We start from the raw sequence: 21,648 nt of genomic DNA, 5'->3' as shown, positions 1-21,648 counted from the left end.
ATTCCTATTTATGCATATATCCACTTGTGCCGGCAGGGCTGTGTCAAGATCGCTTGCCCTTACCCCGCTTGCGTTCGCTGGCCGGCCATTGCTGCCGGATCAGGTCCAAAAAGCTGCTGGCCGCCGGAGCCAGGCTTCTGTTCCTTAATGTGATGACGCCCAATTCCCTGCTGATGGAAGGCTGCACGATGGGGCGTGCGGCCAGGCCGGCGCTTAATGCTTCGGGCAACGCGCCACCGGGAACAATCGCAATGCCGACCCCTGCGAGGACAAATTGAATGAGGGTGGCGAACTGGGTCACGCTGACCGAATGCATCAAGCTGAATCCGGCCGAAGTGGCAGCCAGGTCGGCGATCCTGCGGATCCGCGATTCCCTGGGTAGCGATACCAGTTGCAGTCCACGCAGTTTAATGAAAGGTATGCCCCTCTGGCCTGCGAGCGGATGCCCCACCGGCAAAACAACATGCAAGGCTTCCGAGCCCAGCGGGATGCAATCCAGGGCCGGATGCACTTCGTCGATGTACGTTATGCCCAAATCGGCGATGCCACTTCGGACATCTTCAAGCACCGTGCCGTGCAGTCCTTCGCGGATATGAACTTCAACGCCTTGGCGATCCGTTCGATAGCGAGCCACCATGCGCGCCAGCGAAGTGTGCGCGACCGACATGACGGCAGACACGATGACTTGCCCTCGCTGCTCGTCGGCGATTTCGCGCATGTTTGTCAACGAGATACGCAAGTCATCAAGGATGCGCAACGCCACGGCGACAAATTCCTGTCCGGCGGGAGTGATCTCGACATGGCGGGTACTACGTCGAAAAAGCGCAACCCCTATCTGCTGCTCGACACGCTGGACGGTTCTCGTCAAGGCAGGTTGAGACATGTTCAGGGTCAACGACGCAGCGATGAAATTCCCGCATTCGGCCACCGCAACAATGGCAAGAAGTTCCTTTGCACCGATATCTGGAAAATTTGCAGGATGGATGGAAGTCCCCTGTCTAGGCAATTTAATGCGTCAGTTGGAATAATGACCAACAATAGATTGTTGTGGACATTAAACAAGCTCGTCTGCCAAAATGCAATCGGTAAAAATATCAAAAAAATATCCAACATGGAGACAAGCATGCCTTTAATATCTACACGCATTATCCCGGTGGCCCTCACTGCCCTCACCCTCTCTTTTTTGCTCAGCAACGTCCAGGCCGCACCAGCCGAAATCGTTTTGGGGGCATCCATACAGTTGACCGGGCCCATTTCAAATACGGGCCGCTACTACCCGGACGCATACAAGTTTGCTGTCGATAAAATCAACTCTGCCGGAGGCATCAAGGTCGGCCAGAAAACATACCACCTAGCCTTGAAACTCTACGACAATCAATCAGACGTCAACTTGAGCGTGCGGCAATATACGCAGCTTGTATCTCACGACAAAGTCAATTTCTTGCTCGGCCCTTACGGCAGCAACTTTACCGTCGCCGACTCTGCGGTTTCGGAAAAATATCATGTGCCCATGGTGGAAGGCGGTGGCGCTTCGGACGAAATTTTCTCTCGTAACTTTCACTATATTTTCGGCACGCTGGCGCCGGGAAGCGCCTATTTTCGCAGCACCGTAGCCATGTTAACCAAGCTGCATCCTGTGCCTGCGTCGGTGGCACTGCTTTGTGCCGACGACTCCTTTGATGTAACCCTGGCCAAAAATACGCGTCCCTTGCTAAAGGCAGCCGGACTGAATTTGGTGATGGACGAACGCTTCAGTACCAACACCACCAACTTCAGCTCCCTGCTATCGCAAATCAAATCAAGAAAAGTCGATGCGGTTTTAGTGGGCGGCCACGAAACTGAAATCCTGAATTTCATACGCCAGGCTAAAAGCCTTGACGTCAATCCCCATATCTATTCGTTTACCGTAGGGGTGCCCAGCGAAGATTTTCGCAAAGCATTGGGCAAGGATGCCGACTACGCCTTTGGCATGACGGCGTGGCTGCCCAGCACATCGCGCAAAGACAAATGGTTCGGCGATGCCAAGCAATTTGCCACAGCGTACGCGGCGAAATATGGCTATGAGCCCGACTATCATGTAGCGTCCGGAGTGGCTGACGTTGAAACCATCGTCAACGCCATCGAAAAAGCCAACTCGCTCGACCCTGGAAAGGTGCGCGATGCGATCGCTGCCAGTGACTTTGATAGCCTGTACGGAAAGATTGCGTTTAGCGCAACCGGGCAAATCAACCTGGACCAAACCGTCATCCAAGTTCAAGATGGCGCCGTCAAACCCGTTTTTAACGGGCAGAAGTTCATGGACCAACCCCAATATCCCATACCTTCATGGTCTAAACGTTAACTGTTGGGGCCAGGCTTTCGCTGGTAGGAGGGTGGCACCCACAAGGGGTGCCGCTACATGTCACAGACACGTTTTTGTAGCGGCACCCCTTGTGGGTGCCAAAGCCCTGAGGGGAAAAATGGCATCTACAAATTGAACGGATGCGTTTTACAAACTGCTGTAAGGCTCTTGCCCGGATTCAATAAACCAACTGGATACTCACGCTCGCGCCTGCCGCGGGAACCACAAAACGCGCTTCATCGTAGGTCGCCGGACGCATCCTCGGCTTTGGATTATTGGAAAACCCGTAGCCCTTTTTAGGTACGCCAAAGAAATTGGTTTCCAGTTTTCCACTATTGTTGTCATCGTGAAAAGCGGCAATGGCGTAGCTGCCCGGCACGATATCCGACAAAACGATCCGGGCGGAATGCGAGGCGGCGTCGATGGGCAGCATGATGCGCCGTATGGCCTTGGAATCGTCTTTGGGAAAGCCGGCAGCGCTCGAGAACAGGGCTACCGCCACCTTGCCCTGCGTATCGCGCACGCCGGAAATATTGATCGCCAGCGTGGCGGCAAAAGCGCCAGACTGCCAAATCAGCAGTAATAACAGAGCTGGCAGGAACAGCCAATAGCGAACACGACCCGGTGTCGGAAACGCAGCAGGCTCGTCCATGAGGCCTCCTTTTATTATCAAACCGCGCGTCCATGCCACCAGCCGTGAAAGCTCAACGGGGTGGAATGCTCAAGCAGCACCCTGCATACCGGCCCGTCGGCCAGGCGCTCTGCGCGAAAAACACCTAAAAACGAATTTCCGGTTTTTCCATCCAGGCCCAACGACAATAGCCAGCCCGGCTCATTGTCCGCCATGCCGTCAGGCACAAATATCGGCTCGCCCAGATGAACGTCATTGCCCATATACGCGACTTCGCGCCCGCCACCCTGGACATCCAGCCGGGCCAGCCCGTTATGGAAAACGGTCGTGTGCGGCGCGGTAGCGAAATAGCCATAACGATAACGACCGCCCGCAACGCGAGGGTCGACCATGGGAAACTCATGGTTGTCGCCACTTAGCACATCTTCGGTAATTTGCCTTTGTTCGGGGTTGATCACGTAGCGACGAACGGTGCCTGCGTAGTTCTGCTCGCCCTGCCGGCCTTGCATAATGGCCCTGAAAGCGGCATTGGGCCCAAGAAAATGATCAGGCTTATCGTAGCCCACAAAATCGGCAATGATGGAATCGTTCATTTCGAAGGCATTGAGGCTATGCCACATGAAACACGCGGACGTTTCCAGAACAATGGGCGCCTTGACGCCTTCGCGGTCAATGATCATCAGCAGATTGCCCAGTTCCGGCTTCCATTGCAGGCTATCGGTGAAACTGTTCCAGCCGCTCAAAAACCGGGCCAGCCCCAGCTTTACCGGATGCAGCAAAACAAGCGCATAGCGCTGCGTTGCGAACCAGTCGTGTATGTAAACGGAACGCGGCGCCGGGATGCGCTGATGGCGTTGCAACGCGCCATCAGCCGCATGTTCGGCCAAGTGCAGATGCATGCGCGGCCCATGCTCAACGCCCAGCAATAGCCAGGCGCCCGTTTTAGGATCGGTCTTGGTATGAGCCTTGTAATCCGGGCGCGCATCCGGCGAGCCCACCGCCTGCGCGCCCAAGGTGTCCAGGGTTTGCGGGTCCAGGCCATAAGGCAAGCCCACCTCGTCAAAGGCGTATAAGCGGCGATTTTTCAATACGACCGTTACCCCGGCCTGCGATTTAATGCGATTGCCCATATTCTGCAGCGCTCCGCCCGGTGCCAGAGTGGTCCAGGTGGGCAGGGTCAATCGGCCGGCCAGCTCTTCGGCCAGATACTTCTCGGTACGCACAAAACGATTGCGATAGCGAACCTTGCCGGCGCGAAAATCAAAGGCCTGGACCATGCCGTCGCCATCGAGCAAATGTTGCTTGCGCACGCCCCCCAGCTCGAAGCGCCCCGGCCCATTGCGATAAAGCGTGCCTTGCAGCCCGCCCGGCAACAGCCCGTCGACTTGAGGGTAGTAATCATGTTCTACCGTCATCGAGCTTCCCAGGCCCGCTAGCCAAACGCGGCTATCTGCGTCATTTCCATTGTGCGTCATAACGTTTCCCCCAATCATCGGGTAAAGCGAGTGGCGATGCAATCAAGGCGGCGGTGGTGAACGGCATAGGGCCGCAATACCAGCCAAAACGCCGCAGTAGCCATAAATCACCGACTCATCTATGATACAGCGGGCAGGGGCCTTATCTCCCTTAAAAAATACTCCACAGGAGAAGACATAATGTTACATACCACTCGACTGGCGGCCGTTTGTGCGGCTGCGTTTTCCGTTGCTTGCGGCTCGGCTCTGGCACAGGTTCCCAACGGCTACCCGGCCACGTATCAAAAACTGATCGATGCAGCGAAAAAAGAAGGCAAGGTTGTGGTTTATTCCACGACCGACACCAAGGCGGCCACCCCCGTGGTCAAAGACTTCGAAGCGCTCTATCCGGACGTCAAGGTCGAATACAACGACATGAACAGCACCGAAATCTACAACCGCTATATCAGCGAACAGGCGGCGGGTGGTGCCAGCGGCGATGTGGTCTGGAGTTCATCGATGGATTCGGCCCTGAAACTGGCGGCCGACTATGCCCTGGCCTACAAGTCGGAAGAAACCCCTAAGCTGCCGGCTTGGTCCATGTGGAAAGACAAGGCCTACGGCACGACCTTCGAGCCCGCCGTCTTCATCTACAACACGCGCCTGATCAAGAAAGAAGAAGTACCCACCACTCATGCTGCCTTTGCCAAGCTGGTCAGCAGCCAGGCCGAGCGTTTCAAAAACAAGGTCACGACCTACGATATCGAGAAATCGGCTGTCGGTTTCATGTTTGCCGTGCAAGATAATCTGGACGATCCCAACTACTTCGACTTCGTCCGCGATGTGGGTCACGCGGGCCTGGTGGTGCAGTCCTCTACCGGTACCATGATGGAACGCGTGTCGTCCGGCGAAAACCTGATCGGCTATAACATTCTGGGCTCCTACGCCGAAACCCGCGCCAAAAAAGATCCGTCGATCGGCGTGGCATACCCCACCGACTACGTCCTGGTGCTGTCGCGCGTGGCCTTCATCAGCAAGAAGGCCAAGCACAAAAATGCCGCCAAGTTGTGGATGGATTATCTGCTGTCCAAACGCGGCCAGAACGTGCTTGCCAACAAAGCTGACCTGGCTTCGGTACGCGACGATATCGACGGCGACAACGACGTCGACGGCATGACCAAAAAACTGGGGAAGGCGCTCAAGCCCATTCCAGTCAACGAATCCCTGCTGGACTATTTGCAGCAAGACAAACGCCTGGCATTCATCAAAAAATGGCGGACGGCGGCAGGCAAGTGATCATGTAGCGGCGGTGTAGATTTGTAGCGGCAGCCCTCGTGGCTGCCATTCGCGTCACGCAAAACCATGCCTTTGCTGGGGGCCGCTTCAGGTGCCGACATGGCACCCACAAGGGGTGCCGCTACATTAGCGGCGGACACGTTTTTGTAGCGGCAGCCCTTGTGGCTGCCATCTGCAACGTTAGAAATCAAAACCGCATCGGAGATAGGCCCATGAATTCGCTCCGCAGGAAATGGCAATCATTGCCGCGCGGTCTGGTGGTGCTGATCACGACACTGGCCATCTACGTGCCGCTGACGCTGATCATTGCCCAGAGCTTCATGTCGGCGCCGTTTTTCATGCCGTCCAAATCGTACGGCCTCGAAGCGTTTCGCTTCATCTTCGCCGACCCCGATTTCACCAAGGCGCTCGTCAGCGGTTTCATCCTGGCGTTCGGGCTGTTCATCATCGCCGTGCCGCTGGGCGCCATGCTGGCGTTCCTGATGGCCCGCACCGACCTGCCGGGGCGACGCTGGATCGAGCCGCTTATCCTGGTGCCCGTCTTCGTATCGCCGATGGTGCTGGGGTTCGGTTACGTTGTGGCGGCCGGGCCGGTGGGCTTTTTTTCGCTATGGGCGAAGGATTTGCTGGGCTTCACGCCCTGGAATATCTATTCTCTGACCAGTATCGTCATCATCGCCGGGCTGACTCACGTGCCCTACGCCTATCTGTATATTTCCTCGGCATTGCGCAGTATGGGATCGGATGTGGAAGAAGCGGCCCGGGTAACCGGCGCTTCGCCGCTGCAGGTGATGATGTCGGTCAGCCTGCCCATGGTGCGCCCGGCCTTGCTGTATGCCTCGGTGCTGCTGTTCTTCCTGGGTCTGGAAGTGTTTGGCCTGATGCTGGTGCTGGGCGACCCTGAAGGCCACCTGGTCATGTCCACCTATCTGTACAAGCTGACCAACAAGCTGGGCACACCCTCCTACCATCTGATGGCCGCTGTCGCCGTGGTGCTTATCACCTTTACGATTCCACTGGTCATGCTGCAGCGGCGGCTGATGCGCTCGGCCAACCGCTACGTCACGGTCAAGGGCAAGGCGTCGCGCTCGCGGCCGCTGCCTCTGGGCAAGTGGCGCTGGCCGGCCGGCGCCGTGGTCATGCTATGGCTGGTGGTGGCGGTCGTCGTGCCGCTGGCGGGGGTATTCCTGCGCTCGTTCGTCTCCAATTGGGGAATGGGGGTGTCATTATTCGACGTCCTGTCGCTCGAAGCCTTTCGCACCATTCTCAGCCAGACAACCCTCATGCGAGCCATCGTCAACTCGGTGGCCATCGGTGTCATAGGCGGGGCGCTGGCGGTGGCCTGCTACACCGCAATCGGCCTATCCATGCACCGCAAACCGGACAGGGTCACCCGATTCATGGACTACAGCGTGCTGGTGCCCCGCGCGGTGCCGGGGCTGCTGGCGGGCCTGGCGTTCTTGTGGGTATTCCTGTTCGTGCCCATGGTGCTGGACAACTCGCTGGAAGACGGTTGGCTGTCTGCGCTACCTATGGCCGAATGGCTGCGCGACAATTTTATCGAAACCCTGCGCGGCCTGCGCTCCACCATTTTCAGCGTCTGGCTGGCGTATTCAGTCGTGTGGATGGCCTACGGTCTGCGGCTGATTTCTTCTACCCTCCTGCAGGTCGGGCCCGAACTCGAAGAGGCCGCTCGCAGCACCGGTGCCAGCCGCGCGCAGGTCACGCGGCACGTCACCGTTCCATTGGCGCGCTATGGGCTGATCGGCTCGTGGCTGCTCATGTTCCTGATTTTCGAGCGTGAGTATTCAACCGGCGTTTACCTGCTGTCGCCCGGCACCGAAACCATAGGCTCGATGCTGGTGTCGCTATGGGCTTCAGGCGCCATCGACATCGTTGCTGCGTTGTCTTTCATCAATATCGTTCTAGTGGTGGCCGGTCTGGCGATCGCCCTGCGATTCGGAGTCAAACTTCATGATTGAGCTAAGCGTTGAAAACCTGCATCTGGATTACGGCAGCAACCCCGTGCTCAAAGGCGTTTCCATGGAACTGCGGCGCGGCGAAGTGGTGTCTTTGCTGGGCCCTTCGGGCAGCGGCAAGACGACGCTGCTGCGCGCCGTCGCCGGCCTGGAAGCCGCCAAAAAAGGCCGCATTACCATCAACGAGCGTATCGTCTTCGACGACGCCACCCACAGCGAAGTGGCCGCCGAGTTCCGGGATTTGGGGCTGGTGTTTCAATCCTACGCCCTGTGGCCACACAAGACCGTCTATGAAAACGTGGCCTATCCACTCAAATTGCGCAAGGTTGCGGGTGCCGAACTGCGCGAACGTGTACAAAAAGTGCTCGACCAACTGGGGCTGGGCCACCTTGGCGCGCGCCACCCGCACGAACTCTCGGGCGGGCAGCAGCAACGCGTGGCGATAGGCCGGGCACTGGTCTATAACCCACCCGTGCTTTTACTGGACGAACCGCTTTCAAATCTGGACGCCAAACTGCGGGAAGAAGCGCGCGCGTTCCTGCGCGAGCTGATCATGCGCCTGGGCCTTTCGGCGCTAATGGTCACGCACGACCAAGCCGAAGCCATGGCCATTTCGGACCGCATCCTGCTGCTCAACAACGGCAAAATCGAACAGCAAGGCACCCCCCAGGAAATGTACGGTTCGCCCACCACCTTGTTCTGCGCCGAATTCATGGGCAGCAACAACCGCCTGCCCGGCCGCGTGACCGAGGTGCAAGACGGCCGCGCCCGCATCCAGGGCCGCGGATGGTCGTTGTGGGGCAAGGCCGGCGCGGGCCTGGAGGCCGGCAGGGACGCAGTGGCCATCATTCGTGTGGAACAGGTGCGGCTGGCCGACAGCGCTACCGACAACAGCCTGGAAATGCCGCTGGTAACCAGCATGTATCTGGGCGACCGGTGGGAATATGTATTTCGCGCAGCCGATGAAAACCCGGCGCAGGCTCTGGCCCTGCGCGCCTATGGCCTGAACAGCCGCGCGCCCGGGAATCATCATCTGATGCTGCCCGACGACCAGGTTTGGGTATTTCCATCCTTATGAACCAAAGCCGATGCCACATCGAAAGTCTGAATTTTAGGGTAAACCACAAGAGCAAACTGGCTAGAGCCTATAGTTAAATGGTGCTCAAGTGGTCAGACCACATTAAAACAAATACCGGGCGTGTATTGCGCACACCCATTGCGGAGGGAGATCCATGAATATTCTGAAAACCGGACACTGGGTGGCGCGGCTTGCCGTCTGCTCGCTCGTAAGCGGCTTGATGGCCTTCAGCGGCCCGGCATCGGCCAACAAAAAAGACGATACGCTGCGTTTTGCCTACGATCAGGCACCCGAAAGCGTGGATCCCTACTTCAATAATGTGCGCATAGGCGTGATCATCGGCGCCAATGTCTGGGATACGCTCATTTACCGCGACCCGGAAACCAATGAATACAAAGGGCTGCTGGCCAAAAGCTGGAAGCAGGTCGATGACCACACGATCGATTTCGAATTGCGCCAGGGCATCAAATTTCACAATGGCGAAGACTTCGACGCGGATTCGGTGGTGTACACGCTCAACTTCATTGCCGACCCCAAAAACAAGGTAACCACCCAGCAAAACGTCAACTGGATTGCAAAGGCCGAAAAGCTGGGCAAATACAAGGTAAGGCTGACCACCAAAGGGGTGTTCCCGGCCGCTATCGAGTATCTGGCGGGCCCCGTGGTCATACACCCTGCCAAATACTACAAAGAGGTGGGCCCTAAAGGCATGAATGCCAAGCCCGTCGGCACAGGCCCCTACATGGTGTCGCAATACACCCCGGGCAAGTCGATTACGCTGGTGCGCAACCCCCATTATTTCGCCGATTCGCCCAAGGCGCATGCCAAGATCGGCAAAATTGAAATCCGCTTTATTCCAGACCGCCAGACCCAGATGGCCGAGGCACTGTCTTCGGGCGTGGACTTCATCATGTACGTGCCCAAGGATCAGGCCGATCAGGCCGCCCAGGTGCCGAACCTGCAAGTGGTCAGCGGCGAAACCATGCGGATTTCGTTTCTTCAGATGAACATGCGCGACGGTTCTCCCTTGCCCCAGTTAAAAGACATACGAGTGCGCCAGGCCATTATCCATGCCATAGACCGCGCCTCCATTGCCAAGAATATTGTCGGGGCGGGTGCACGGGTCCTCAACACCATGTGCTTCCCCTCGCAGTTCGGCTGCACCGACGAAGGCGCACCGCGCTACACGTACGACCCGGCCTTGTCGAAAAAGCTGTTGGCCGAAGCGGGCTTTCCCAATGGCTTTGACATCAGCATCCTGGCCTATCGCGAACGCAACCAGATCGAAGCCATTATCGGCAACCTGAAAGCGGTAGGAATCAAGGCCAAACTCAACTTCCTGCAATACGCCGCCATGCGCGACATGAACCGCTCCAACAAGTCGGAACTGGTCAATCAAACCTGGGGTTCCTTTTCGGTGAACGATGTATCGGCATCGACACCGGTGTTTTATGGCGGCGGCTCGGACGACGTAACCCATGACAAACAAGTGATCGAATGGCTGAATAAAGGCAACAACTCGGTCGACCCGCAGGTGCGCAAAGATGCCTACAAAAAGGCGCTGGACCGGATCGCCGACCAGGCCTACGGCGTACCGTTGTGGTCATTGCCGGTCTATTACGTGGCCAACAAGGAATTGAGTTTCAAGGCCTATCCCGATGAGCTGGTGCGTTTCTGGGAAATGAGCTGGAAGTAGGCACGATTCTGGCGCACCCACAAGGGGTGCCGCTACATTAACTACTGGCACGTTTTTGTAGCGGCACCCCTTGTGGGTGCCATCATCAACAAACCACTCCATCAGCAAACCATCGACAAGCAGCAGGAAGGATCAGATTTATGTCTGCGTACATCATAAAACGGCTGGCGCTGGCGGTGCTGGTGGCGCTGACCGTATCGATCATCGCCTTCCTCTTGCTGCGCCTGTCGGGCGATCCGGCTATTGCGATCGCCGGTGAAGGCGCACGACAGGCCGACATCGACCTGATACGTCAGACCTACGGCTTTGACCGGCCCTTGCCCGTGCAATATTTCGATTGGCTGGGCAAAATATTGCATGGCAACTTCGGCGATTCGATCTACTTCAAAACACCCGCCGGCCCGCTTATTTTCGAGAAACTGCAAACCACCCTGATCCTGGGCGTGGCCGCGCTTGCCGTGGCCTTGGGGATATCCGTACCCCTGGGAGTGCTGGCCGCCATTTACAGAAATAGCTGGATCGACCGCCTGTGCCTAGCGGTGGCTGTGGTAGGCCAGGCGCTGCCCAATTTCTTTTTTGCGCTGCTGCTGATTATGCTGCTGTCGATTTCGCTGCACATTCTGCCGGTATCGGGCAGCGGAACCTGGCAGCATTTCGTCATGCCGGCCATATCACTGGGCTATTACGTGGCACCCGCCTTCATGCGCCTGATACGCGCCGGCATGGTCGAGGTGCTCGAGGCCGACTATATTCGTACAGCGCGCGCCAAAGGCTTATCCACCGGACGCGTTATTTTCAAGCACGCGCTACGCAACGCCATCGTGCCTGTCGTAGCCCTGACCGCCGTGCAACTGGGCTTTCTGCTGGGCGGCTCGGTCGTGGTGGAAACCATTTTCGCGCTGGACGGGCTCGGGTATCTGGCTTACCAGAGCATTACCTTCAAGGATTTTCCGGTGATGCAGCTGATTGTGTTGTTGCTCTCGGTCATTTATGTGCTGCTGACGCTGGCCTCCGACATTGCCAATGCATGGCTCGATCCGCGTATCAGGGTGGCGTAGATATGACATTGAAGATAAATGGCACCCACAAGGGGTGCCGCTACAAAAACGTACCAGCTGCTCATGTAGCGGCACCCCTTGTGGGTGCCAAAACCCGACCGCCCATTGAGACGCCTTGAACATGAAATCAAACAGCTCAGGCAAAGAATCCGCGGTCGCGATCGACACGGGAAACACCATGAGTGGCGCACCCGCAAACGCGCCTGGCGCAGCCATTTCCAAACACGGTTTCTGGCGCCGCGCGCGGCGCAACAAGGCGTTCATGGTGGGCGGTGGCCTGTTGCTGCTGATCTTCCTGATTGCCATCTTCGCCCCCTGGCTATCGCCGCACGATCCCTACACGCAAAACCTGATCAACCGCAACGTCCCCCCCGTTTGGTATGCCAGAGGGTCCTGGGTGCACCCCCTGGGCACCGATCCGCTGGGTCGCGACTATCTTTCGCGCCTGTTTTACGGTGCGCGCATTTCCCTGCTTATCGGTGCCAGCGTCGCCCTGATTTCCGGGCTGATAGGCGCAACCATGGGTATGCTGGCCGGCTATTTCGGCGGCAAGACCGACATGCTCGTGTCTTTCCTGGTGACAACCCGTCTGTCGATGCCGGTGATACTGGTCGCATTGGCCACCGTTGCGATCATGGGCAGCTCTTTGTGGGTAGTCATCATCGTGCTGGGCCTGCTCAAATGGGACCGTTATGCCGTGGTCATGCGCAGCGCCACTCAGCAAGTACGTTCGCTGGATTACGTAGCAGCCGCACAATCGGCGGGAGCCTCCACCTTGCGGATACTGTTGCAAGAGGTGCTGCCCAATGTCGTTCCTCATCTGATCGTGATCGCTACCCTTGAAGCAGCCAGCGCCATTCTGCTCGAAGCCGCACTGTCCTTTCTGGGCCTGGGCGTGCAACCGCCGTTGCCTTCCTGGGGGCTGATGATTTCGGAAGCCAAGACCTATATGTTTTTTTCGTTCTGGCTTATTGCCTTGCCGGGCAGCGCGCTGGCCTTGCTGATTTTCTCGATCAACCTGGCGGGCGACGGGCTGCACGATCTACTCTCGCCCGAAGGGAGGTCTTAGGCCTATGGACAACATCGTTCTGGACGTCCAGGGCCTGAATGTCGATCTGGCCACGCCAAACGGCCCGCTGCACGCCGTACGCAATGTCTCGTTCCAGGTTCGGCGCGGCGAGACCTTGTGCCTGGTAGGCGAATCGGGTTGCGGCAAATCCATGACTTCGCTGGCTTTGATGAGCCTGCTGCCCAAGGTGGCAAAGCGCAGCGCGCAGCACCTTTCTTTTTTAGGCGAAGACTTGGCCGCGGCCGACAAAAAACGCATCAATGCCTTGCGCGGCAACAAGATGGCCATGATCTTCCAGGAACCCATGACCGCCTTGAATCCCGCCTATACCATCGGCAACCAGTTGATGGAGTCCTACCTGCAGCATCGACGCAGCAGCGCGGCCGAGGCCCGCGCACGAGCCATCGACTTGCTGGAAAAAGTAGGCATCACCTCCAGCGCCCAGCGCCTCGACCAGTACCCTCATCAGTTATCCGGCGGGTTGCGCCAGCGGGTCATGATTGCCATGGCGCTGATGTGCAGCCCCGAGCTGCTGATTGCCGACGAACCCAGCACGGCGCTGGATGTGACCATACAGGCACAGATTCTGCGGTTGCTCGCCGACCTGCAGCAGGAACTGGGCATCGCCATGATACTCATTACCCACGATCTGGGCGTGGTGGCGCGCATTGCCCACCGCGTGGCCGTCATGTACGCCGGAGAGGTCGTCGAAGAAGGCCTGGCGCACGACCTCTTTGCCGACCCGCGCCATCCGTATACGCAAGGCTTGCTAAGCTGCATTCCCGTGCCGGGGCGCACCGCGCCGGGCGGAAGGCTGGGCACCATACCGGGCGTGGTGCCCTCCTTGATCGGCGAATTCCAGGGCTGCGGTTTTCGCGAGCGCTGCCCGCATGCGCAAGAACGTTGTCGAGTAACGGTGCCCGTGCACACATCCGAACACGATCATCGCTGGCGCTGCATCCTGAATGGAGCGCCGGCATGAGCGCCCTGCTTCAGGCCCACGACCTGACACGTTCCTTTCGCGTCGGGGGCGGCATGTTTGCGCCGCGCCGCACGCTGCATGCCGTCAATGGCGTCGACCTCAGCCTGCATCGCGGCGACGTGCTGGCCATCGTCGGCGAGTCGGGTTGCGGGAAATCGACGCTGGCCCGCATGTTGCTGGGGCTGCTCGCGCCCAGCGGCGGTCACATCACCCTCGAGGATCAGAACATACACAGCCTGGATCGCCGCGCCCTGGCGCGCCGCATTCAACCTATATTCCAGGACCCCTACTCGTCACTCAACCCGCGACGCAGCATCAGCTCGATCATCGCGTTTCCGCTTCAGGTGCACGGCCTGGGTTTGGCGGCCGAGCAGCGCCGCAAGGCCATCGAAATGATGGAGCGCGTAGGGCTTCCGGCGCGCTACGCCGACCATACGCCAGGCCAGTTGTCGGGTGGGCAGCGTCAGCGCGTGGCGATTGCCCGCGCTTTGGTGATGAACCCGGAAATCGTGATTTGCGACGAGCCGACTTCAGCCCTGGATGTTTCGGTTCAGGCGCAAATCCTGAATTTGCTGCTCGATCTGCGCCGAGAATTCGGCCTGACCTATGTGTTCATCAGCCATAACCTGGCCGTGGTTGAACACATCGCCACCCACGTGGCCGTGATGTATCTGGGCCGAGTGGTGGAACAAACGGAGACGGCAAACCTGTTTCGCCAACCGCGCCATCCGTACACTCAGGCCCTGCTGGCTTCAGTGCTAACGCCGGAACCTGGCCTGGGGCTGCCCGATATCGGTCTGGGCCTGGCCTTCCCCGACCCGCTCAATCCACCGCCCGGCTGCTCGTTTTACCCGCGCTGCCCGCAACGCCTGCCCCAGTGCAGCAGCCAGCGCCCCGCCCTTATTCAACATGAGCAAGGCCAAGTCGCCTGCCATCTGTATCCGCCTACCATCCAAGGACACGCATCATGAATCGCTCAGAAGCCGTCATCGCCGCCCAACGCCATTTCGATTCCGGCCAATTCCAGGAAACCCTGGCGCGGCGCATCGCCATTCCCACCGAAAGCCAGAACCCCGAACGCGCCCCGATTCTGGCCACCTATCTGGAAAACGAGATGCGCCCGGCGTTTGAAGCCATGGGGTTCAGTTGCCAGATCATGAGCCATCCCAAGGCTCGCGCCCCCTTTCTGTTTGCACAACGGATTGAAGACCCCAGCCTGCCCACCGTCTTTGGCTACGGCCACGGCGACGTGATCCGCGGCCTGGAGCGCGAATGGAAAGAACCGCTCTCGCCCTGGTTGCTTACCGAATCCGATGGCCGCTGGTACGGGCGCGGCATTGCCGACAACAAAGGCCAGCACAGCGTCAACATGGAAGCCATGCGCACCGTCCTGCAGACCCGCGGAAAGTTGGGTTTCAATGCCAAGTATCTGATAGAAATGGGCGAAGAAACCGGCTCGCAGGGCTTGCGCGAACTGTGCGAGGCCAACAAGGAATTATTCAGCGCCGATCTCCTCATCGCCTCGGATGGGCCACGCTTAAGCGCCGAACGCCCCACAGTATTTCTGGGCTCGCGCGGCAGCGTCAACTTCGATCTGAGCATCGAAGCACGGGCGGGCGGTCATCACTCGGGAAACTGGGGCGGCCTGATTTCGAACCCCGGCATACAACTGGCGCATGCCATTGCCAGCATCGTATCGCCCACGGGCCAGATCCGCATCCCCGAATGGGTGCCCGCGGAACTGCCTGCTTCGGTTCGCCGCGCGCTGGCCGACTGCGAAGTCGATGGCGGCGCCGACGGGCCGCAGATCGAACCCTGGTGGGGCGAGCCTGGGCTGTCTCCGGCCGAGCGGGTCTTTGGCTGGTGCTCGTTCGAAGTCCTGGCGTATAAAACCGGCAACCCGGAGACTCCCGTGAATGCGATTCCGGCGCGTGCCTGGGCACGCTGCCAATTGCGTTTTGTCGTGGGAATCGATCCTGCCAACGTCCTGCCCGCCTTGCGCCGCCACCTGGATCGCCAGGGCTTTCCCATGGTCAAGCTTGCGCAGAATCGCGAGGGTTTGTTTCAGGCCACGCGCATCGACCCCGACGACGCGTGGGTGCAATGGGCCGTGGCCTCGATTGCACAAACCAGCGGCAAGAAGCCGGCCGTCCTGCCCAATCTGGGCGGGTCGCTGCCCAATGACATTTTCACCGACGTATTGGGCCTGCGCACGGTGTGGGTACCTCACTCCTACCCCGGCTGCTCGCAGCACGCGCCCAACGAGCACCTGCCGCCGGCCGTACTGCGCGAAGGCCTCGCCGTCATGACTGGCCTGTATTGGGACATGGGAGCCGGCGACACCCCCAAACACGCTCAGACGAAGGCGCACTCATGACAGCTCCCGGCAATAATTATTGCGAGCTCGACGACCTGGCCGAGTCGACCGAATTCCTCGCCAAGACCCGCCATCACATCCACCACAATCCCGAGCTTTCCTTTCACGAAGTGGATACCTCCGAACTAGTGGCGCAAAACCTGGCCCAGTGGGGCTACCAGGTCACGCGCAACGTAGGCGGGCACGGCGTGGTGGCAACGCTGAAGGTAGGCCATGGCACGCGCAGCGTTAGCGTGCGCGCCGATATGGACGCCTTGCCAATTCTGGAAGAAACCGGCTTGCCCTATGCGAGCCGCCACGCCGGCCGCATGCATGCCTGCGGACACGACGGCCACACCACCATGCTGCTGGGCGCCGCCCGGCATCTGGCGGCCACGCGCAACTTTTCCGGCACGGTGCATCTGGTTTTTCAGCCCGCCGAAGAAGCCGGCCGCAACAGCGGCGCCCAGCAGATGATTGCCGACGGCCTGTTTGAACGTTTTCCGTGCGACGCCATCTTCGGCCTGCACAACCATCCCGGTTATCCGGCGGGCACTTTCATGTTTGGCAGCGGCCCCTTCATGGCCGCCTCCGATACGGTAAAGATCACGATACACGGCCGCGGCGGCCATGCCGCCCGTCCTCACCTGGCGGTCGACCCGATCCTGATCGCCGGCAGCCTGGTCATGGCGCTGCAAAGCGTGGTGTCGCGCAACATCGACCCCACCCAAACCGCTATCGTCACCATCGGCATGCTCAACGCCGGCATCGCCGCCAACGTCATCCCCGAATCGGCCAGCATGGCTTTAAGCGTGCGCTCGTTCAGCCCTGCAGTGCGCGAGCAGTTGCAGCAGCGCATCACCGAGCTGGTGACGCTGCATGTGCAGGGCTACGGCGGCCGCGTGGAGATTGACTACCAGCAGGGCTACCCGGTCCTGGTCAATACCGAAGCCGAGGCCGAATTCGCTCGCGGAGTGGCCGAAGAACTGGTCGGCCCGGCGCGCGTGATCGCTCCCTTTGGACCCGTCACCGGCAGCGAAGATTTCGCCTACTACCTGCAGCACAAGCCGGGATGTTTCCTGCGCCTTGGAAATGGCGACACCCCCATGCTGCACAACGCCTCGTACGACTTCACCGACGGCAACCTGACCGTGGGCGCCGCCTACTGGGCAAGGCTGGTCGAACGGTTTTTAGGGCAAGAGAAAATCGCGTGATTGACTTTGACGTGGGCGGCGGCACCACAAGATTTTGTAGCGGCACCCCTTGTGGGTGCCATTCTTTGTAGCGCCACCCCTTGTGGGTGACAAAATCTTGGCGATCAGACGGTATCTTGCGCAGATGACAGGCACAAGGCCTGTCGCTACAGATTCACGGGTGCGTTTTTGTAGATACTGTTTTGCATGGCTTTTGTAGTGGCATTCCTGGCGGGAGCCACTACAACCAAGATGCCGGACGGTGAAAATTACGCGCGCCTGATCAATCTTGATCGCACAGCAACACGCTGTTACCCCCTCTGAAAATCTGCGCTGCGGCGGCAAGATTTGGCTCACTTCCGAGCATCGTCAAGCTTGCGCCCCTGCCTTTATTTTTCCCGACTATATGTGCGTTATCGAACGGAACGCCGTCTGACAAAGGGAAATAATAGCTATTCGTATGGCATGCCGCCCGAATTGGCGGACGCAAGAAAACTTGGATCAATCTGGAGAACAAACATGAAGCTAAGCAGCAAGCAACCCACTTATGCAAGCATGCGTCTTATTGCGGCAGCAGCTCTGGCCGCGACTCTGACTTTCGCGCCGGGCGCGGTTTTCGCCGCCACCCCCGCTTCCGCGTCGGGGACGGTTCACGCCGCTAGCGAGACTCACCAGGACCGCACTGAACAACGCATCGCCAACATGCACGCCAAGCTTAAGATCACGGCGGCACAGGAAGATCAGTGGGCCAAAGTTGCCCAGATAATGCGTGAAAATGCAAAAACCATGGACACGCTTATTCAGGCAAGGGACGATCATGCCAAGGACATGACCGCTGTCGACAATCTTAAATCCTACGGTGATATCACCGATGCCCATGCGGACGGGATCAAAAAACTGACCCCGGCGTTTGCCGCACTTTATTCCAGCATGTCGGACTCTCAGAAAAAAGACGCGGATACCTTGTTCCGTCATCGTGACCACAAGCGTGGCCATAAGATGTCCAAGGCAAAATAACTACGAACAGGATTATGCCCGGGCCAGGCAATTCCAGTCCCCGGTTCGTGATCGGATCAAGCATTCGAAAAAGGAAACATCATTATGAAATCCTCAATACGGCAGCCTGGCGGTGTAAGGTTAGCCGGCCGCAAGGCCGTGACCGCACTGGCCTTTGCTTCGCTGATAAGTGGCTTGTCGATAACGTCGGCGCTAGCGGAACAAAACAATGAGCATGACAATCGTAGCCAACGTGCGTCGCATAACGATCATTATCGGAATGAATCGCGTAACCATCGCAGGGTCTATAGGGAGCCGCCGCCTGAGCGTCGGCGTTATTACTACGCGCAACCCGTCTACGTCCCGCCGCCTGTGTACTATGAGCCACAGCAATCACCCGGCATCAGTTTATTTTTCCCGCTCGATTTTCGGCGGTAAGCCATGGCGTGATACGCGACGGGTAGGTTTTGTAGGGGCGACCCTTGTGGTCGCCCTTAGCGCGTCAGCCCTTGCAGGTATCGTCTGCCGAATGGGTGACCACAAGGGTCGCCCCTACATGCCTACTCCTCGATCCCGAGGCCCCGTTCAATAATGCCTTCAACATAGCTGACAAGAAATTGAGACAAGGCTTTACCTGTCATTACATTGTGGCTGACGGACCCGGAAGGAGTGCCTTTTAGCTCGCCATCCTGATAAACGCGGGCGTTCCAATCGACGGTTGCACCGGGCGTGTACGTGACGTTGTACTGAAACGTTTCACCGCCTACCTTGCGGGTGTATATATCCTGTATGGATTTTGATCGATTTGCCACGTGAATCCCCAGTTGTGTTGCGCACTGAGCTTCAAGCAAAATGCAGTATTACCCTTGAAAACCCGGTACACGAATGTATTATCGACTGGAGTGCAACAAACCTCAACATGGCTTTGCGGCCATAAGGCGACGCGGTATGATGCTCGCCATCGACGGGCGTTTCCCGCCTTTTCAGCGTAAGCCTGATGACATCGCCTGATCACACGTCATTTCCGACACATATCCGGATCTTTAGTTTTAGCGGGCGCTTGGCGCTGTGGTGGCTGATTGCACTGATCGCGCTCATGGCGTTGACACTCGCGCCCGCCCGCGCTCAGCCGCGCGACGCGAAAGTGGGCGGCGAAGCGCCGGTAGACGTCAGTACTGCTCTGGACACTTTGCGCGCGCAAATGGATTCGGTGCAAAAAAGCCTGAAAGAACCGCAAACCGACGCCGAGCTGGTGGACTTGCGGGCCACCGCGCAGGCCGCTCAAGCCAAAGCCGATGCGGCCGCCGCCGCCATTGCACCCCAACTGACCAGCGTACAAGCCCGGCTGGCTCAATTGGGCGTTCCCAGTACGGACACACCCGAAGCGGCCGATGTCGCGGCACAACGGACAGAACTGACTAAAAGCAGCAGCAAGCTGGACGCACAAAACAAACTGGCCCGCCTGATTTCCGTCGAAGCCGGGCAGGCTGCCGAACAAATCCTGTCGCTGCGCCGTTCCCAGTTCCAGGCCCGAATGGGCGAGCGCACCGATTCCATCCTGGGAGAACCTTTCTGGGCCGAATTGCACCGCGAATGGCCCAAGGACGCGCGCCGGCTGAAACCGCTGCGCACAGAGCTGACGGCCGTCCTGGCCGCTACGCCGCTGCAGGCTTGGATCGGCATTTTTCTGGCCATCGTGCTCATACTGGGCTTGCGCGTATTCGCCGGCCGCGCTCTGATACGCCTGACCACAACACGTGTGCCGCCCGGGCGACTGCGGCGGTCACTATTCGCCATGGCGGTGGTTCTGCTCAGCATCGCCACGCCCGGCCTGGTTGCCGACGCTTTGCGCATAGGCCTGGCCCGGTCCAATTCACTATCCGACGCGTTCTCCACCCTGCTGGACTGGGTGCTGGTCATCTCTTGTTACGGCGGCTTGATTGCGGGCCTCGGCTCGGCGCTGCTGGCGCCCGTACGTCCATCGTGGCGTTTGCCGCCCATACTTGATACCGTTGCGTCGAGCCTGGGGCGATTTCCACTGATTCTCGCGATAGTCGTATCGATAGGCTGGTTTTTCGAAGAGCTGGCAAAGATAATCAACGCCAGCCTGGCCGCCACGGTTACCATCGAATGCTTCATGGCGCTCGCCCTGGCCGTTACGATGGCCGCCGCGTTGCTGCGCGCCAGCCGGTTGCGGCGCCGACACAAGCTGGATCCGGAGAGCGCGCAATCCCCCGCCAGCCCCTTGTGGCTGACTGCCTTGTTCAGTTTGGCCTGGCTGGTGCTGGTCGGCGGCGTGATATGCGTCCTCACGGGCTTCGTCGCATTTGGCAGTTTTGTCATCAAGCAAATGGTCTGGTACGCCGTCGTGCTAAGCGCCATGTATCTGTTGACGGTGCTGATACACGACGGCTGCGTGAGCCTGCTCGCCTCGATACGGCACAATGCCGAGGATGAACACCTGGCGCGACCCCTGACCCGTGCCCGCAGTCAGGCCGTCGTAGTGCTGTCGGGCCTGGGCCGCTTGGGCATCGTGCTGCTCGCCGTGGCTTTTTTACTGGCGCCGTTCGGCGAAGGGCCAGCCGAACTGCTTAGCCACATTGATTATCTGCATGCCGGAATTTCAATCGGCGAGGTGCAGATCCGCCCCACCTCTGTGCTGCAATCGGCAGTGGTCTTGTTATTGGGTTTCGGATGCGTACGAATTCTGCAGCGCTGGCTGGCGGCCCAATATCTGCCTACCACCAGCCTGGACCCCGGCATGCGCCAATCCACGGCCAATTTATTCAGCTACGCAGGCTATGTGCTGGCGGTGGCGCTGGCCCTGTCGGCGGCGGGCCTCAGCCTGGAGCGAGTCGCGTGGATAGCCAGCGCGCTATCGGTCGGCATCGGCTTCGGGCTGCAGGCCGTGGTGCAAAATTTTGTTTCCGGCCTGATACTGCTCGCCGAACGGCCGGTCAGGGTAGGCGACTGGGTATCCCTTGGAGGCGTCGAGGGCGATATACGCCGCATTAATGTGCGCGCCACCGAAATCCAGATGAGCGACCGCTCCACGGTCATCGTGCCCAATTCCGAATTCATTACCAAGGTCGTGCGCAACGTTACGCACGCCAATCCGTTGGGCCTGGTGCAAATCAAGCTGCCCATGCCGCTCTCAACCGATGCGGAGCGGGTGCGCAGCCTTATCGTTGAGATATTCCGCAGTCACGACGACGTGCTCGACGAGCCTGCCCCCAAGGTCTTGCTCGACGGCATAGATCCCAACCACGGCCTCCTAGTATTCAACGCCACCGGCTATGTCAATTCACCGCGCGCGGCCTACGGCGTGCGCAGTGCACTGCTGTTCGAGGTATTGAAGCAGCTCGGGCAAGCCAACCTGCCGCTATCGAAGCCATCCACCATAATCATGATGCCGCCCGATACGCCAGTCCTGCCCGGCACGGACGCTGCCATGCCGACGGCGCCCGCCTGACTTGCCGCGCTGCGCGAATGGCACCCACAAGGGGTGCCGCTACAAAA

17 protein-coding genes are annotated in these 21,648 nt (G+C 58.9%); 13 read left to right on the top strand and 4 right to left on the bottom strand.

Annotated features, from left to right (window positions below; translation table 11 throughout):
* Window positions 1-43: 43 nt before the first annotated feature.
* A complete protein-coding gene (locus EDC26_RS09280) occupies window positions 44-928 on the bottom strand; it encodes a LysR family transcriptional regulator (RefSeq protein WP_243700857.1) in 885 nt (294 codons plus the stop codon).
* Window positions 929-979: 51 nt separating this feature from the next.
* On the opposite strand from EDC26_RS09280, the gene EDC26_RS09275 reads away from it, so the two are divergent.
* The gene (locus tag EDC26_RS09275) at window positions 980-2,341 is read left to right on the top strand and encodes an amino acid ABC transporter substrate-binding protein (protein ID WP_341802612.1); all 1,362 of its coding nucleotides are present in this window, start codon (window positions 980-982) and stop codon (window positions 2,339-2,341) included.
* A 178-nt stretch (window positions 2,342-2,519) separates the two neighbouring features.
* Here EDC26_RS09275 and EDC26_RS09270 read toward each other — a convergent pair whose 3' ends face one another.
* On the bottom strand, window positions 2,520-2,993 hold the full coding sequence (locus tag EDC26_RS09270; protein WP_132581785.1) for a DUF2141 domain-containing protein: 474 nt from the start codon (window positions 2,991-2,993) through the stop codon (window positions 2,520-2,522).
* Window positions 2,994-3,010: 17 nt separating this feature from the next.
* The gene (locus tag EDC26_RS09265) at window positions 3,011-4,387 is read right to left on the bottom strand and encodes a carotenoid oxygenase family protein (protein WP_165930972.1); all 1,377 of its coding nucleotides are present in this window, start codon (window positions 4,385-4,387) and stop codon (window positions 3,011-3,013) included.
* A gap of 240 nt (window positions 4,388-4,627) precedes the next feature.
* Between EDC26_RS09265 and EDC26_RS09260 the strand changes: the two genes are divergently transcribed.
* From EDC26_RS09260 to EDC26_RS09210, 11 genes are all read left to right on the top strand, one after another.
* Window positions 4,628-5,722: an ABC transporter substrate-binding protein gene (locus EDC26_RS09260; protein WP_132581781.1), complete on the top strand. Its 1,095-nt coding sequence runs from the start codon at window positions 4,628-4,630 to the stop codon at window positions 5,720-5,722.
* Window positions 5,723-5,934: 212 nt separating this feature from the next.
* The gene (locus EDC26_RS09255; protein WP_132581779.1) at window positions 5,935-7,704 is read left to right on the top strand and encodes an ABC transporter permease; all 1,770 of its coding nucleotides are present in this window, start codon (window positions 5,935-5,937) and stop codon (window positions 7,702-7,704) included.
* Window positions 7,697-8,779 carry an ABC transporter ATP-binding protein gene (locus tag EDC26_RS09250; protein WP_132581777.1) on the top strand — a complete coding sequence of 361 codons (1,083 nt, stop codon included), beginning with the start codon at window positions 7,697-7,699 and terminating at the stop codon, window positions 8,777-8,779. Before EDC26_RS09255 ends, EDC26_RS09250 begins: the two co-directional genes overlap by 8 nt.
* A 154-nt stretch (window positions 8,780-8,933) precedes the next feature.
* On the top strand, window positions 8,934-10,475 hold the full coding sequence (locus tag EDC26_RS09245; protein WP_132581775.1) for an ABC transporter substrate-binding protein: 1,542 nt from the start codon (window positions 8,934-8,936) through the stop codon (window positions 10,473-10,475).
* 140 nt (window positions 10,476-10,615) lie between these two features.
* Entirely contained in the window at window positions 10,616-11,533 is a 918-nt protein-coding gene (locus EDC26_RS09240; protein ID WP_132581773.1) for an ABC transporter permease, read from the top strand.
* Window positions 11,534-11,711: 178 nt separating this feature from the next.
* Complete coding sequence (locus EDC26_RS09235; protein ID WP_132581920.1) at window positions 11,712-12,602, top strand: ABC transporter permease; 891 nt, start codon at window positions 11,712-11,714, stop codon at window positions 12,600-12,602.
* Window positions 12,603-12,606: 4 nt separating this feature from the next.
* Window positions 12,607-13,584, top strand: a complete 978-nt coding sequence (locus EDC26_RS09230) for an ABC transporter ATP-binding protein (protein WP_132581771.1) — start codon at window positions 12,607-12,609, stop codon at window positions 13,582-13,584.
* Complete coding sequence (locus EDC26_RS09225; RefSeq protein WP_132581769.1) at window positions 13,581-14,555, top strand: ABC transporter ATP-binding protein; 975 nt, start codon at window positions 13,581-13,583, stop codon at window positions 14,553-14,555. Before EDC26_RS09230 ends, EDC26_RS09225 begins: the two co-directional genes overlap by 4 nt.
* On the top strand, window positions 14,552-15,961 hold the full coding sequence (locus EDC26_RS09220; protein WP_132581767.1) for a M20 family metallopeptidase: 1,410 nt from the start codon (window positions 14,552-14,554) through the stop codon (window positions 15,959-15,961). Before EDC26_RS09225 ends, EDC26_RS09220 begins: the two co-directional genes overlap by 4 nt.
* Window positions 15,958-17,154: a M20 aminoacylase family protein gene (locus EDC26_RS09215; RefSeq protein ID WP_132581765.1), complete on the top strand. Its 1,197-nt coding sequence runs from the start codon at window positions 15,958-15,960 to the stop codon at window positions 17,152-17,154. Before EDC26_RS09220 ends, EDC26_RS09215 begins: the two co-directional genes overlap by 4 nt.
* 498 nt (window positions 17,155-17,652) lie before the next feature.
* Window positions 17,653-18,150 (top strand): Spy/CpxP family protein refolding chaperone, encoded by a 498-nt coding sequence (locus EDC26_RS09210; protein WP_243700848.1) that lies wholly within the window; start codon window positions 17,653-17,655, stop codon window positions 18,148-18,150.
* 539 nt (window positions 18,151-18,689) lie between these two features.
* On the opposite strand, the gene EDC26_RS09205 is transcribed toward EDC26_RS09210, so the two are convergent.
* Window positions 18,690-18,941, bottom strand: coding sequence for a hypothetical protein (locus EDC26_RS09205; RefSeq protein ID WP_132581763.1), 252 nt, complete (start codon window positions 18,939-18,941; stop codon window positions 18,690-18,692).
* Between the two features lie 185 nt (window positions 18,942-19,126).
* Between EDC26_RS09205 and EDC26_RS09200 the strand changes: the two genes are divergently transcribed.
* Window positions 19,127-21,601, top strand: coding sequence for a DUF3772 domain-containing protein (locus EDC26_RS09200; protein ID WP_132581761.1), 2,475 nt, complete (start codon window positions 19,127-19,129; stop codon window positions 21,599-21,601).
* The last annotated feature ends 47 nt before the right edge of the window (window positions 21,602-21,648 follow it).

The organism is Paralcaligenes ureilyticus (assembly GCF_004346225.1).
Classification (GTDB): Bacteria; Pseudomonadota; Gammaproteobacteria; order Burkholderiales; family Burkholderiaceae_B; genus Paralcaligenes; species Paralcaligenes ureilyticus.
Note: the sequence above shows the minus strand (reverse complement) of the source record. Positions and strands in the feature narration are given on the sequence as shown.

What these genes read in the sequence shown, in the direction of transcription:
- EDC26_RS09275 (WP_341802612.1), top strand. Translation starts at nt 980, where the DNA reads ATGGATGGAAGTCCCCTGTCTAGGCAATTTAATGCGTCAGTTGGAATA.
- EDC26_RS09270 (WP_132581785.1), bottom strand. Translation starts at nt 2,993, where the DNA reads ATGGACGAGCCTGCTGCGTTTCCGACACCGGGTCGTGTTCGCTATTGG.
- EDC26_RS09265 (WP_165930972.1), bottom strand. Translation starts at nt 4,387, where the DNA reads ATGACGGTAGAACATGATTACTACCCTCAAGTCGACGGGCTGTTGCCG.
- EDC26_RS09260 (WP_132581781.1), top strand. Translation starts at nt 4,628, where the DNA reads ATGTTACATACCACTCGACTGGCGGCCGTTTGTGCGGCTGCGTTTTCC.
- EDC26_RS09255 (WP_132581779.1), top strand. Translation starts at nt 5,935, where the DNA reads ATGAATTCGCTCCGCAGGAAATGGCAATCATTGCCGCGCGGTCTGGTG.
- EDC26_RS09250 (WP_132581777.1), top strand. Translation starts at nt 7,697, where the DNA reads ATGATTGAGCTAAGCGTTGAAAACCTGCATCTGGATTACGGCAGCAAC.
- EDC26_RS09245 (WP_132581775.1), top strand. Translation starts at nt 8,934, where the DNA reads ATGAATATTCTGAAAACCGGACACTGGGTGGCGCGGCTTGCCGTCTGC.
- EDC26_RS09240 (WP_132581773.1), top strand. Translation starts at nt 10,616, where the DNA reads ATGTCTGCGTACATCATAAAACGGCTGGCGCTGGCGGTGCTGGTGGCG.
- EDC26_RS09235 (WP_132581920.1), top strand. Translation starts at nt 11,712, where the DNA reads ATGAGTGGCGCACCCGCAAACGCGCCTGGCGCAGCCATTTCCAAACAC.
- EDC26_RS09230 (WP_132581771.1), top strand. Translation starts at nt 12,607, where the DNA reads ATGGACAACATCGTTCTGGACGTCCAGGGCCTGAATGTCGATCTGGCC.
- EDC26_RS09225 (WP_132581769.1), top strand. Translation starts at nt 13,581, where the DNA reads ATGAGCGCCCTGCTTCAGGCCCACGACCTGACACGTTCCTTTCGCGTC.
- EDC26_RS09220 (WP_132581767.1), top strand. Translation starts at nt 14,552, where the DNA reads ATGAATCGCTCAGAAGCCGTCATCGCCGCCCAACGCCATTTCGATTCC.
- EDC26_RS09215 (WP_132581765.1), top strand. Translation starts at nt 15,958, where the DNA reads ATGACAGCTCCCGGCAATAATTATTGCGAGCTCGACGACCTGGCCGAG.
- EDC26_RS09210 (WP_243700848.1), top strand. Translation starts at nt 17,653, where the DNA reads ATGAAGCTAAGCAGCAAGCAACCCACTTATGCAAGCATGCGTCTTATT.
- EDC26_RS09200 (WP_132581761.1), top strand. Translation starts at nt 19,127, where the DNA reads ATGACATCGCCTGATCACACGTCATTTCCGACACATATCCGGATCTTT.